Source organism: Bradyrhizobium sp. USDA 3262 (assembly GCF_054060035.1).
Genome location: NZ_JBSSCT010000001.1, coordinates 1,218,517 through 1,231,779 on the forward strand (window position 1 = coordinate 1,218,517; position 13,263 = coordinate 1,231,779).

A 13,263-nucleotide genomic window follows, 5' to 3' on the forward strand; every position below is an offset into this window, starting at 1 on the left:
GGGTTCGCGCTATTCGCGCGCCCCGGAATGACAATGGAGAGACTACGTACTGCTCCCCGCCGCGGTCGCGACCACCGGGATCACCTCCTTGGCGGCGCGATCCGGGGTCTCGTCCTTCCAGCGCACCGATCCGAACGGACGCTCCAGCATCCGGCGCACGCGGATTGGCTCGGCGCCGATGTGGAAGTCGGCCGCCTTCTGATGCAGTTCGCGCTCGATCTGCGTGGCGCGGTTGCGCTGGCGCAGGAAATCGAGCCAGGTCGGGCAATGATAGCGCTCGGTCCACAATTCGGGATCGGCGATGTCGCGCGCGATCGACCAGCCATAGGCGCCGTTGCGCTGGCGGCTGAGCTGCACGTCCTGCATCACATTGTGGAAGGCGCGGGCATTGTCCTGCGCCACCCGGTACTCGATCTCGACCACCAGCGGCCCGCTGCGCCCGCTCAGTTGCAGCCGCACCTCGGGATCGGCCAAGGTATCGGTCGCGTCCTCGTTGCGCGCGCCGATCGGCGGCATCCTGAGCCAGATGCCGAGCAGCGGCGACAGCAGCATCAGACCGGCGGAGATCAGCAGCGCCATCTCGACGCCGCCCACGTCCGTGATGCGGCCCCAGCACCAGCTTCCGATTGCGATGCCGCCGGCGATCGCGGCCTGGAAGGCCGCAAGCGAACGGCCCGCGACCCAGCGCGGCGCGGAGAGCTGCACACCGATGTTGAACAGCGCGATCGCCAGCATCCACACCGCTCCGGCAACCACCAGCGCGGCGGCGGTGATCACCGGCTGCTTGCTCACGGCAACCGCGGCGATCGCCGCGCCCATCGTCAACGCACAGACGCGTATGGCAGCTTCGCCGCTGAGCCGGTTGCGGATCTCGCTGATGTTGAGCGCGCCGATCACCGCGCCCATGCCGAAGGCGCCGAGCATGATGCCGTAGGTCTGCGCGCCGCCATGCAGGAGGTCGCGCGCCACCAGCGGCATCAGTGCCGAGACCGATCCGCCGATGATCCCGGTCACCATGGTGCGGGTCAGCACGATCTTGATCGACGGCGAATTGGTGATGTAGCGCACGCCGGAGACGATGGCGCGGTTCAGCCGCTCGCGCGGCAACCGCGACGGCTCGCTGACGCGATTCCACAGGAACAGCACGACGAGCAGCGGCAGATACAACACGGCATTGGCGGCGAAGGCGGCGACGGCGCCCGCGGACGCCACCACGATGCCGCCGATCGCCGGACCAAAGCTGCGCGCGATGTTGTAGCTGATGCCGTTCAGCGCGACCGCGGCGGGCAGCGTCTCCGGCGGCACCTGCTCGCTGACGGAGGATTGCCAGGCCGGGCCGAACAGCGCCATGCCGCTGCCGACGACGAAGCACAGCGCGAGCAGGATGTTCGGCGTTACCAGATTGAGCCAGGCCAGCACGGTCAGGGTGGTGGCGCCGGTCAGCGCAATCGCCAGCGACACCAGCGCGACGATGCGGCGGTCGTGCATGTCGGCGATGGCTCCGGCCGGCATCGAGATCAGCATCACCGGCAGCATCAAGGCGGTCTGCACCAGCGCAACCTTGTCGGCCTCCGAGGTCATCTGCGTCATCGCCCAGGCCGCGCCGACGCCCTGGATCAGGATACCGAGATTGGAGAGCAGGCTCGCGAGCCAGATTCGCCTGAAGATTGAATGCCGCAACGGTGCAGTGATACTGTCGGAGCGATCACGCGGTTCGGTCATATCCAGTTCCGGTTGGCCTGCTATGGCTTGTTGGACGATTCCGGCTGCACCAACTGATGCCCGCGAAACGCGTGTCCTGTCCAGCGATTACGGCACCCTTGGCGGGGATAGGACACAGCTAAAGCACTGAAAGACCTGAGGAAGGCCAAGGGAAGGTCAAGGGAAGGTCGGGGGAGGGGCAATGGCGCTGTCGCGGCGGAGAATTTTGCAAGGGGCCGGCGCCCTGTCCCTGCTGGCCGGCCGCCTCGGCGCCCCGGCCTCGGCTCAGTCGGCCTCGGCGCAGCCGGTGCCCGCCGGTGATACCCCGCCGATCCTGTTCGTGCATGGCAATGGCGATCACGCCCCGCTCTGGATGACGACGTTCTGGCGGATGGAATCGAACGGCATGCCGCGCGAACGCATGGCGGCGATCAATTTCACCGATCCGCTGGCGCGCAGTGACGACAAGATCGAGCAGGCCAGCCGCTCCTCGACCGAGGACCAGCGCCGCGAGCTCGCCGAGGCGATCAGGGAGCTGAAGCAGAAGACCGGCGCGCCGCGGGTCGCGCTGGTCGGCAGTTCGCGCGGCGGCAATGCGATCCGCAACACCATCAAGAATGGTGGCGGCGGCGACGTCAGCCACGCGGTGCTGTGCGGCACGCCCAATCACGGTGTCTATGCGTGGGACGACGGGCTCGGCAACGAGTTCAACGGTCGTGGTCCGTTCCTGCGCGGACTGAACGATGGCGACAGCGAAGTGACGGTTGGCACCGCATTCCTGACGTTGCGCAGCGACGGCCTCGACAAATATGCGCAAGCCGACGGCCGCTTCGTCGGCAAGCCGGGCACGCCGACCAACGTCACGACGGAAGGCCCGGCGCTGAAAGGCGCGACCAATCTGGTGCTCGGCGCGCTCGATCATCGCGAGACCGCCTTTCATCCGCGCGCCTTTCGCGAAATCTACAAATTCATCGCACGGCACGAGCCGTCGCGGATCGGGATCGTACCGGAGACGGCGGTGAGGCTGAGCGGCCTCGTCACGGGCACGCCGGGCGGCGTGCCGACCAACCGGCCGGTGCCAGGCGCCACGGTCGACATCTATCATGTCGCGGCGGAGACCGGCGAGCGCATCGGCGGCCCGCTGCACAGCTCGCAGACCGGCGCCGACGGCCGCTGGGGTCCGGCGCAGGTCGACCCGTCGTGGCCGCTCGAATTCGTGCTGACGTCACCGGGTACGGCGACGACGCACATCTATCGCTCGCCGTTTCCACGCTCGTCCGAGATCGTGCATCTGCGCGCGGCGCGGCCGCTGGGGCCGGCCGATGCCGGTGCGGGCGCGGTCGTGCTGATGTCGCGGCCGCGCGGCTATTTCGGCCTGCCGCGCGATATCGTGCTGTTCGACGGCAAGGAGCCGGCCGATGTAAAGCCTGGCGTGCCGACGGATTCGGTGACGACGCTGCGGCTCGCCGCGGACGATGTCGGCCGTCCGGTCGCCGCGATCTTCAACGGGGAACGCATTATGATGCGGGCCTGGCCGGCGTCGGAGAATCGGATTGCGGTCGCCGAGCTGACTTATTAGGTCTGGTGGAGGGTCCGCGCGCCTTCTTGGCGCCGGGATCGCATGGCCGGATCGGCCGTCGCGTGAGGCAGGAAGCGAGGACCATGAGCATAGCCGAAGTCTACGATATCACGGTCACGCGGCGTCCCCTGGTCCCGCCGGCGCCGCCGCGCGCGCCGGACGACATGGGCGCATTCGCGCGCATGCGGGTGATGCGCAACTCGCCGATCGAGACCTGGGGCCAGCGCGCCTATGAGGACGACATCGTCCAGGGCCGCTTTCTCAACCATTCGAGCTTCATCCTCAACACGCCCGATGCGATCCGCCATGTGCTGGTCGACAATTACGAGAACTACACCCGCACGCCGGCCGGCCTTCGCGTGCTGCGTCCGATGCTGGGCGAGGGGCTGTTGATCGCCGAAGGGCGTGCGTGGAAACATCAGCGCCGCACGCTGGCGCCGGCGTTCACGCCGCGCGCGGTGACGACGCTGGTGCCTTACATGATTGCGGCGGTCGACGAGACCATCGCCAAGCTGAAGTCCGCGAGTGGCGGCCCGGTCGATCTGCGCGAGGCGATGCAGCGGATGACGCTGGAGATCGCCGGCCGCACCATGTTCTCGTTCGGCATGGATCGCCACGGCGCCGCGCTGCGCGACTTCGTGATGGAGTATGGCGACACGCTGGCGCGGCCGCATATGCTCGATCTGGTGCTGCCATTGAACTGGCCGACGCCGCAGGATTTCCGGCGCGCCCGCTTCCGCAAGCGCTGGACCGCGTTCGTCGGCATGCTGATGGCCGAGCGACGTGCGGCCGGAAAGGATGACAACGCGCCGGCCCGCGACCTGTTCGACCTGATGGGCGCCGCGCGCGATCCTGAAACCGGCGAGGCCTTTACCGATGGCCAACTCGGCGACCAGGTCGCCACCATGATTCTGGCCGGCCACGAGACGACGGCGACCGCGCTGTTCTGGGCGCTCTATCTGCTGGCGCTCGATCCCCTGACCCAGGAACAACTGGCAGCAGAAGTCGGGAGCGCGGCGACGTCTGGCGCGCTCGACATCGAGCAGCTGAAATTTACCCGCGCGGTGATCGACGAAACCATGCGGCTTTATCCGCCGGCATTCCTGATCGCGCGTGCGGCAGGCGGTCCCGATACCATCGCGGGCCGTCCGGTCAGGAAGGGTGACGTAATCCTGATCGCGCCGTGGCTGTTGCACCGGCATGAGAAGCTGTGGCGCGATCCGAACGCGTTCGTGCCGGCGCGGTTCATGACGGGAACGCCGCCCGATCGGTTCGCCTATCTGCCGTTCGGGGTCGGCGCGCGGGTCTGCATCGGCGCGCATTTTGCGCTGGTCGAGGCAACGCTCGCGCTTGCGAAGATTGTCGGCGCATTCCGCGTCGCGCTGGCGGACAAGGATCCGGTGCTGCCGATCGGCGTGGTGACGACACAGCCGAATCGCTCGCCGGTGTTTACGATCAAGCCGCGCTGACCTTGCGCGGCGGTGTCCCAATGCTCATCTAGGGGCTCACCATGAGCGATACGCAGGCCCATTTCGCAGTCCTCAGGCAGACGACCGATCCGGCCGTCGTCGATGCCATGCAGCAGTTGATCGCGGACGGTCATGACCGGGATCTCAATCGCATCAACCTGCTGGATTTCTCGAGCCGCACCGGGCTCGACCAGGAGAAGGTGATTTCCGGCTTCCTGCATGCGTCGCGGCTCGGCCTGTTCGACATGAGCTGGAATGTGCTGTGCCCGGGCTGCGGCGGCGTGCTCGATGCGCATTCGACGCTGAAGTCGCTGCGCCATGACGACTACAATTGCGCGCTGTGCGCGGCCGGATACGAAGCGTCCGTCGACGATCTGGTCGAGGTCGCCTTCACCGTCAGCCCGCGCGTGCGCCGCATCGGCGCGCATGATCCGAATACGCTGCCGATCTGGGAATATGTCCGCCAGATGTTCTGGAGCTCGGGCATCGAGCTCAACGAAGACTCGCTGGAGCGCCTGCTCAAGGAGGTGACGCTGGAATCGCTGGAATTGCCGGCCGGCGAAAAGGCGCTGCTGTCGCTGCAATTGCCGAGGCAGTTCCTGATCGTGTTCGAGCCGGTGACGCACTCGGCGCATTTCTTCGACGTGCAGGGCGAGCCGACCACCGAGCGCCAGCAGTTCTCGATCGTGTTCAACAAGCTGCAGGCGCCGACCGGCACCACGGTGCTGCGGCCGGGGCCGCTCCGGCTGTCGCTGGACAACCAGACCGACACCCGCGTGCTGCCCGCTGTTTGGGTAGCGGCCGATGCGCTGCATGAGCTGCTCGGCAAGCGCAAGCCGATCCTCACCGCGAAGCGGATGCTGTCGAACCAGACCTTCCGTGATGTGTTCAAGGCCGACAACCTCACGGTCGACCAGCGGCTGAAGATCACCGCGCTCACCTTCCTGTTCACCGATCTCAAAGGCTCGACCGCGCTCTATGAACGGGTCGGCGATCTCGCCGCATTCGATCTGGTGCGCGCGCATTTCCATGCGCTGCTCGAGATCATCGCGTCGGAGCATGGCGCCGTCGTGAAGACGATCGGCGATGCCGTGATGGCGACCTTCATCCGGCCAGAGCATGCATTGTCGGCGGGCCTGCGCATGCGGGCGGCGATGAAGCAGCTCAACACCGAGCGCGGCAAGGAGGATCTGATCGTCAAGATCGGTATCCATGAGGGACCGTGCCTCGCGGTGACGCTGAACGAGCGGCAGGATTATTTCGGCCAGACCGTGAATATCGCAGCCAGGGTGCAGAGCCTGTCGACCTCGCAGGAAATCCATCTGACCCAGCCGGTGATGGAATCGGCGGAGGTCGCGGGCATTCTCGATCGCGCCGCGATCAAGCCGATCCAGAAAGAAGCGGCACTGCGCGGCATTGCCGACAAGCTCGTGGTGTACGAGATACCGTAGTTGAGCACATCGTCATTCCGGGATGGTCCGTCAGGACCAGACCTCAGATGCGCAATTGCGCATCGGGGAATCTCGAGATTCCGGGTTCGATGCTTTCGCATCGCCCCGGAATGACTCAATCCATGTTGCCGAAACGTAATGTCGCAGCGGGAACCTGCGCGGATTGCACCGGTTCTGTTTCCACGCCATATAGATTTCAACGGAGCGTGGTCTCGAAAACTTTATAGCCGGATAGATCACGCTCAAATCAGGCAGGCTTCATCCCACAGAGAGAACGATGCTCGACGGACTTCGCCAATTCATTGCCGATATCGTTTCCCCCGATGCTCAGGCCGACCGCACCTTCGATGACGGCGACTATCGCCTGGCGGCGACGGCGCTGCTGGTGCATGTCGTGTCGCTGGACGGCGAGCCGACGCCTGCGGAGACGCGCAAGCTGCACGGCCTGATCGAGAGCCGTTTCCAGCTCGACCGCGGCGCGGCCGACAAGCTGATCGCCTCTGCCATGCGCGTCGAGGGCGAGGCCGTCGATCTCTATCACTTTACCAGCGTCATCATGCGCTCGGTGAACGAGGAGGGACGGCTGCGCATCGTCGAGATGATGTGGGAGCTGGTCTATGCCGACGGTCAGGTCAGCGAGTTCGAGGACAATGTGGTCTGGCGCGCCGCGGATCTGCTCGGCATTTCCTCGCGCGACCGCATCGATCTCAAGCATCGGGTCGCCGAGAAGCAGGCGGCGCTGCCAAAGGGCCCCTGGGGCACGGCTGACGCCGCAATCTGACGCGGCCGCCCGCGCCGGCGGACGCATCGTCACCGGTATCACGGATGACGAAATTTTAATGTCCGCCGCGATTGTGGGCGATCCGACTGAAAATCTGGCGTTTCATCACAAAACCAGTGCCTCGCCGCTGTCCACAAGCTTACACACGGCTTGCGTCCCACCGCATGCCTATGCTCTCGTCGCCTTGTTGGGGACCTCACTAGATTTTGCAGTAAGAGTTTGAAACGTGACCGAGCGTGTGACGCTGATAACCGGGGCATCGGCGGGCATAGGCACCGAACTGGCGCGCGTGTTTGCATCGAATGGTCACCGTGTGGCGCTGGTGGCGCGGCGCGCCGACCGCCTGAAGGCGCTCGCCGACGAGCTCGGGGCCAAGGGCGGCGCAGCGCCGATTGTGATCCCCTGTGATCTCCAGCACAGCGATGCGGGCGACCGGATCGCGCAGGCCCTGACCGACGCCGGGGTCGAGGTCGAATTTCTCGTCAATAATGCCGGCTTCGGCCTGTTCGGCCGCGCCATCGAGCGCGACCGTGCCGAGCAGCTCAACATCATCAATGTGAATATCCGCGCGCTGACCGATCTGACGCTGCGCTTTGCCGACCAGCTGATCCGCAACCGCGGCGGCATCCTCAATCTCGGCTCGATCGCCGGATTTCTGCCGGGACCCGGCATGGCCGTGTACTACGCCAGCAAGGCCTATGTGCTGTCGTTTTCCGAGGCGTTGCGCTGTGAGCTGGCGCCGCAGGGCGTGCGTGTCACCGTGTGTTGCCCGGGCCCGGTGCCGTCGGAGTTTCAGGATCGCGCCGGGTTTGCCCCCGGATTCGATTCCGCGATCCTCAACGTTACGCCGGAAGAGGTGGCCCGCCAGGCCTATAGCGGGTTGATGGCCAACAAGCGCGCAGTGCTGCCCGGCGCCTTCATCAAGCTGGTGCCGTTCCTGCTCCGGCTGTTTCCGCGCTCCTTCATCCTGACGGCGGTCGGCGGATTTCAGCTCCGCAAGCGCTAGCTGCCCCTGAAAAACGTCCCACGCGTCGCCGTTAAGGCTGTTTTCTGGCCCGCGATTTGCTTCGTCTGGGTGTGCGCAAACTCACACGATGTTAACGACCACTTAGCTATGATCGCGCCTTACGTGCCGAAACTTTAAGCAGAGGCAATGTCGTTCCGGTCTGACCAAAGCCGTGTCGTGGTGCCCTTCGCCAGCCGAAGGCCGACCGCGGTCACGACTGAGATCTCGGACGAGACCCCGCTGCGGCCGGTGCTGATCGTGCTGCATCAGGAGACATCGACTCCCGGCCGGATCGGCAACGCCCTGCGCGCGCTGGGCCACCGCCTCGACATCCGCCGCCCACGCTTCGGCGACGCGCTGCCCGAAACGCTCGACGCGCATGCCGGCGCGGTGATCTTCGGCGGTCCGATGAGCGCCAACGATGGCGACGACTACGTGCGGCGCGAGATCGACTGGATCGCCGTTCCGCTGCGCGAGCAGCGCCCGTTCCTGGGCATCTGCCTCGGCGCGCAGATGCTGGCGCGGCAGCTCGGCGCCACGGTCGCGCCGCATCCGCAAGGCCGTGTCGAGGTCGGTTATTATCCGGTCAGGCCGACCGAGGCGGGCCGCACGCTCTGCCCGGACTGGCCGGCGCGGGTCTATCACTGGCACGGCGAGGGATTTCAATTGCCCGCCGGCGCCGACCTGCTCGCGGCGGGCGATGATTTCCCGGTGCAGGCGTTCCAGTTCGGCAACGCCTTCGGCCTGCAATTCCATCCCGACGTGACCTACGCGATGATGCATCGCTGGACCACGCGCGGTTGCGCGCGGATGGATTCGCCGGGCGCACAGCCGGGCCATCTGCACTTCGCCGCGCGTGCCGTCCACGATGCCGCCGAGCGCGCGTGGCTGAAGCATTTCATCGACGGCTGGATCGCGCGCGTGCCGCCGCCTGTGATGCTGCAGGCCGCGGAATAGCCGCCACGCGGAATTTGGCGCCGGCTGTTCATTCTCGTGAATGTGTTACTGTCGGCCGCCGGGCGCGGGCCGTATCGCCGCGCGTATCAATAACAACAAGGCACAGGGAGATCGCCGTGAGCTACGAGCACATCCTCTATGAGGTCAGCGACAGGATCGCGACCATCACGCTCAATCGCCCCGATCGCATGAATGCGTGGACCGCGATCATGGAGCGCGACGTGCGCCACGCGATGGAAGCGGCGGCCAACGACGACAACGTTCGCGTCATCGTGCTGACCGGCGCGGGCCGCGGCTTCTGCGCCGGCGCCGACATGGACGCGCTGAAGGGAATCGATCCCAACGAGGTCAGGCGCGGCGAGACCATCCCGTTCGACATGAACCGCCGCGCCGACTGGCAGACGCGCTACGCCTACTACCCCGCGATCAGGAAGCCCGTGATCGCGATGCTCAACGGCGCCACCGCCGGCATCGGCCTGGTCCACGCGCTCTATTGCGATTTGCGCTTCGCCGCCGACACCGCGGTGTTCACCACCGCCTTCGCGCGGCGCGGCCTGATCGCCGAACACGGCATCAGCTGGATGCTGCCGCGTATCGTCGGCCACGCCAACGCGCTCGATCTGTTGATGTCGGCGCGGCGGGTGTCGGCCGAGGAGGCGCTGCGCATCGGCCTCGTAAGCCGGCTCTCCTCGCCGGAGAAGCTGCGCGAGGAAACCTATGCCTATGCCCGCGACCTCGCCGATTTCGTCTCGCCGAGCGCGATCGCGGTGATCAAGCGCCAGGTCTACGACGTGCCGTTCCAGACGCTCGCCGAAGCCACCATCGATGCCAATCGCGAGATGCAGATCGCGCTGAAGGGCAATGATTTCAGGGAAGGCGTCGCGAGCTTTGTGGAGAAGCGGCCGCCGCGGTTTACGGGGACGTAAGGGGGAGGGGATTGGGGGGTAAAGTCCGTCTTCGCCCCTTGGGCTTCGCCGGACACCACGCTTCGCCCTTCAGGCTCCTGCGCGGCTGCGCCACGCGTAGCCCGAAGGGCGAAGCGTGGTGGAGCCAGGCGGGATCGAACCGCCGACCTCGTCATTGCGAACGACGCGCTCTCCCAGCTGAGCTATGGCCCCATCGCGGCCGGGTGTTGCTGAGTATCCCGGCCGTCAGTCGGGCGCCATTTACAGTCCCGCCCAAGGTCAAGTCAAGAACGGTGAAGGCGCGGTTTTCGGCCCGTCCCGCCGGGAACTTCCCTTGTTTGCGGGGGGATGAACCGATATCTAGGGCGTGATCCCGACCCGGCGGACCGCGCCAGGCCCAGTGCATAGCGGTTTTCCGAAACGATCCCGCTCAATCAAGAAGCGCGATGGCGGCTCAGTCCGGTCTCGTTGCGCCTCAATCGGTTGTCTTACCCGCGAGCCCCCCTCATATGCGCGCTGTTCTCGACATCGTCATCATCATCCTCGACCTCTATGTCTGGCTGCTGATCGCCTCCGCCATCCTGTCCTGGCTGGTCGCCTTCAATGTGGTCAACACGCGCAACCAGTTCGTTTCCGCGGTGGCCGAGTTCCTCTACCGGATCACCGAGCCGGTGCTGCGGCCGATCCGCAACGTGATGCCGAATCTGGGCGGGCTCGATATCTCGCCGATCATCGTGATCTTGATCATCATGTTCATCCAGCGGGTGATCGCCTATTACATCTATCCCAACGTGATCTGACCCTTTCGACGGGGCCTTGGCGAGGGAGCCTTGATGGATCCTTGGCGCTATTCCACCGAGGGCATCAGCATCGCGTTGCGCGTGACGCCGCGCGGCGGCCGCGACGACATCGATGGGATCGAAACGCTGGCCAATGGCCGTTCGGTGGTGAAGGTGCGGGTGCGCGCCATCGCAGAGGGCGGCGAGGCCAACCGCGCGGTGACCGAGCTGCTGGCCAAGGCGCTCGGCGTGCCGAAGGCCAGGGTGAAGCTGTTGTCCGGCGCCACCTCGCGGCTCAAGCAGGTCGCGGTGGACGGCGATCCGAAAGGGCTTGGCGATATATTGAGGAAGCTGACTGCGGCCAAGCCGAACCAGCAGACAAGGGACTGACATGACTGCCCGCATCATCGACGGAAAAGCCATCGCCGCCGAGCTTCGCGCCCGCGTCGCCGACGAGGTCGCCCGCGTCAAGCGCGACCATGCGCTCACGCCGGGGCTCGCCGTCGTGCTGGTCGGCCATGATCCCGCCAGCGAGGTCTATGTTCGCAGCAAGCACACCCAGACCCAGGCCGCCGGCATGGCCTCGTTCGAGCACAAGCTGCCGGAGGATGTGTCGCAGGCCGATCTCCTGGCGCTGATCGCGCGGCTCAACCGCGATCCCATGGTGCATGGCATCCTGGTGCAGCTGCCGCTGCCGAAATCGCTGCACACCGAGACCATCATCAACGCGATCGATCCGGCCAAGGACGTCGATGGCCTGCACCCCAGCAATGCCGGCCGGCTCGCCGGGGGCCTGGCCGCGCTGTCGCCCTGCACGCCGCTCGGCTGCATCATCCTGACCAAGAGCGTGCACGCCTCGCTCGAGGGCATGAACGCGATCGTGATCGGCCGCTCCAATCTGGTCGGCCGTCCGCTGGTGCAATTGCTGCTGAACGAGAACGCGACGGTGACGATCGCGCATTCGCGCTCGCGCGATCTGCCAAAGCTCTGCGCCCAGGCCGATCTGGTCTATGCCGCGGTCGGCCGGCCCGAGATGGTGCGGGGCGACTGGCTGAAGCCGGGTGCGACGGTGATCGATGTCGGCATCAACCGCATCCCGGTGCCCGGCGGCAAGCCGAAGCTGGTCGGCGATGTCGCGTTCCAGGAAGCGCTCAATGTCGCCGGCGCAATCACGCCGGTGCCCGGCGGCGTCGGGCAGATGACGGTGGCGTGCCTCCTGGTCAACACGCTGCGCGCCGCCTGCGCGATTGCCGGCCTGCCGGCGCCGGCGGTGTGAGTTAAGGGCAAACTACTTCCACCGTCATTGCGAGGAGCGAAGCGACGAAGCAATCCATCGTCCCGCGTGTGCGGTGGCATGGATTGCTTCGCTTCGCTCGCAATGACGAAATCGGCCCCGGAATGACGGCTGCGCCGTCACTTCTTCTTCGCGCGCTCGATGCCTTCGAGGATCAGCTTGCGGGCTTCGTCGGCGTCGCCCCAGCGCAGCACCTTCACCCACTTGCCCTTCTCGAGGTCCTTGTAGTGCTCGAAGAAGTGCTGGATCTGCTGCAGCGTGATGTCCGGCAGGTCGTTGTAGTTCTGCACCTTGTCGTAGCGCTGGGTCAGCTTCGATGACGGCACCGCGATGATCTTCTCGTCGCCGCCGGCCTCGTCCTCCATCAGGAGCACGCCGACCACGCGGACGCTCATCACGGCGCCCGGCACGATCGCACGGGTGTTGACGATCAGCACGTCGCAGGGATCGCCGTCGCCGGACAGGGTGTGCGGGATGAAGCCGTAATTGCCGGGATAGCGCATCGGCGTGTAGAGGAAGCGGTCCACCACGAGCGTGCCGGCCTCCTTGTCCATTTCGTATTTGATTGGCTCGCCGCCGACGGCAACCTCGATGATGACGTTGACGTCGTGGGGCGGATTTTTTCCGATCGATATGGCGTCGATACGCATGGATTGCTCCGCGTGGCCTCTGGAAGTTGAGAACGATGTGATTTTTTGGTTGGCGCCGCCGGGCCGCAAAAGGGCACCAGGCCCGGCCTTGAGGCCGGGCTGGCCGACGCGCGCAGCGCTTGAGGCTGGTTTAGCCTTGCTGCAGCTGCGAGAGAAGCAGGATTTTCAGTTGGCCCAGGCGAAAGCGACCTTGTCGAGCGACTTCGGCCCGAACCGCTCCGAGGAGCGCGCCACCATCCGGCCGCCCAGCGCACGGTAAAACTCGGTCGCCGGCTCGTTGTCGGACAGCGCCCAGATCACCATGCTCTTGAGGCCGCTCTGCATCAGGTCGCGGCGGGCGGAGGCGAACAGGCGCCGGCCGAAGCCAAGCCCCTGGAATTCCGGCCGCAGATAGAGCTCGTAGATCTCGCCTTCGAAATGCAGGCTGCGGGCGCGGTTGCGGCCGTAATTGGCGTAGCCTGCGACCCGGTCGCCGAACACCAGCACGCTGACGCGGCTGCCCTTGCGGATGGCGCTGTCCCACCACTGCGGGCCGCGGCGATTGATCAGCTTTTCGAGTTCGGCGCCGGGGATGATTCCCTGATACGCCGAGCGCCAGGCTTCGTCATGGGTAGACGCCACCGCCGCCGCGTCTGCAGCTTTGGCCGGCCGGACCTCGATTAGCGTTGTGCTCATGGGTGTAATCAAAGCA

The 13,263-nt window shown here is 65.9% G+C and carries 13 protein-coding genes and 1 tRNA gene; 10 read left to right on the plus strand and 4 right to left on the minus strand.

Annotation, left to right across the window (positions count from 1 at the left end; genetic code table 11):
• Positions 1 to 42 precede the first annotated feature (42 nt).
• Positions 43 to 1,722: an MFS transporter gene (locus ACVWYP_RS05680; protein WP_304498037.1), complete on the minus strand. Its 1,680-nt coding sequence runs from the start codon at positions 1,720 to 1,722 to the stop codon at positions 43 to 45.
• A 181-nt stretch (positions 1,723 to 1,903) separates the two neighbouring features.
• Between ACVWYP_RS05680 and ACVWYP_RS05685 the strand changes: the two genes are divergently transcribed.
• The 7 genes from ACVWYP_RS05685 (at position 1,904) to ACVWYP_RS05715 (ending at position 9,870) form a co-directional block, all read left to right on the plus strand.
• Positions 1,904 to 3,280, plus strand: a complete 1,377-nt coding sequence (locus ACVWYP_RS05685) for a hydrolase (protein ID WP_304498038.1) — start codon at positions 1,904 to 1,906, stop codon at positions 3,278 to 3,280.
• 83 nt (positions 3,281 to 3,363) lie between these two features.
• Positions 3,364 to 4,749, plus strand: a complete 1,386-nt coding sequence (locus ACVWYP_RS05690) for a cytochrome P450 (RefSeq protein WP_304498039.1) — start codon at positions 3,364 to 3,366, stop codon at positions 4,747 to 4,749.
• A 41-nt stretch (positions 4,750 to 4,790) separates the two neighbouring features.
• Positions 4,791 to 6,200: an adenylate/guanylate cyclase domain-containing protein gene (locus ACVWYP_RS05695; RefSeq protein ID WP_304498040.1), complete on the plus strand. Its 1,410-nt coding sequence runs from the start codon at positions 4,791 to 4,793 to the stop codon at positions 6,198 to 6,200.
• 277 nt (positions 6,201 to 6,477) lie between these two features.
• On the plus strand, positions 6,478 to 6,981 hold the full coding sequence (locus tag ACVWYP_RS05700; RefSeq protein ID WP_016847256.1) for a tellurite resistance TerB family protein: 504 nt from the start codon (positions 6,478 to 6,480) through the stop codon (positions 6,979 to 6,981).
• Between the two features lie 226 nt (positions 6,982 to 7,207).
• On the plus strand, positions 7,208 to 7,987 hold the full coding sequence (locus tag ACVWYP_RS05705; protein ID WP_304498041.1) for an SDR family NAD(P)-dependent oxidoreductase: 780 nt from the start codon (positions 7,208 to 7,210) through the stop codon (positions 7,985 to 7,987).
• 147 nt (positions 7,988 to 8,134) lie between these two features.
• Positions 8,135 to 8,944 carry a glutamine amidotransferase gene (locus ACVWYP_RS05710; RefSeq protein ID WP_304498042.1) on the plus strand — a complete coding sequence of 270 codons (810 nt, stop codon included), beginning with the start codon at positions 8,135 to 8,137 and terminating at the stop codon, positions 8,942 to 8,944.
• Between the two features lie 116 nt (positions 8,945 to 9,060).
• The gene (locus ACVWYP_RS05715; protein ID WP_304498043.1) at positions 9,061 to 9,870 is read left to right on the plus strand and encodes an enoyl-CoA hydratase; all 810 of its coding nucleotides are present in this window, start codon (positions 9,061 to 9,063) and stop codon (positions 9,868 to 9,870) included.
• 116 nt (positions 9,871 to 9,986) lie between these two features.
• Here ACVWYP_RS05715 and ACVWYP_RS05720 read toward each other — a convergent pair.
• A tRNA-Ala gene (locus ACVWYP_RS05720) sits at positions 9,987 to 10,062 on the minus strand.
• 296 nt (positions 10,063 to 10,358) lie between these two features.
• On the opposite strand from ACVWYP_RS05720, the gene ACVWYP_RS05725 reads away from it, so the two are divergent.
• From ACVWYP_RS05725 to folD, 3 genes are read left to right on the plus strand one after another with little or no spacing between them, the layout of a single operon-like run.
• A complete protein-coding gene (locus tag ACVWYP_RS05725) occupies positions 10,359 to 10,649 on the plus strand; it encodes a YggT family protein (protein WP_016847252.1) in 291 nt (96 codons plus the stop codon).
• A 33-nt stretch (positions 10,650 to 10,682) separates the two neighbouring features.
• On the plus strand, positions 10,683 to 11,018 hold the full coding sequence (locus ACVWYP_RS05730) for a DUF167 domain-containing protein (protein WP_080686922.1): 336 nt from the start codon (positions 10,683 to 10,685) through the stop codon (positions 11,016 to 11,018).
• 1 nt (position 11,019) lies between these two features.
• The gene (gene folD / locus ACVWYP_RS05735; protein ID WP_212058118.1) at positions 11,020 to 11,904 is read left to right on the plus strand and encodes a bifunctional methylenetetrahydrofolate dehydrogenase/methenyltetrahydrofolate cyclohydrolase FolD; all 885 of its coding nucleotides are present in this window, start codon (positions 11,020 to 11,022) and stop codon (positions 11,902 to 11,904) included.
• Between the two features lie 137 nt (positions 11,905 to 12,041).
• Here folD and ppa read toward each other — a convergent pair whose 3' ends face one another.
• A complete protein-coding gene (ppa, locus tag ACVWYP_RS05740) occupies positions 12,042 to 12,572 on the minus strand; it encodes an inorganic diphosphatase (RefSeq protein WP_028343771.1) in 531 nt (176 codons plus the stop codon).
• A 165-nt stretch (positions 12,573 to 12,737) separates the two neighbouring features.
• Entirely contained in the window at positions 12,738 to 13,247 is a 510-nt protein-coding gene (locus tag ACVWYP_RS05745; protein ID WP_028343770.1) for a GNAT family N-acetyltransferase, read from the minus strand.
• Positions 13,248 to 13,263: the final 16 nt, after the last annotated feature.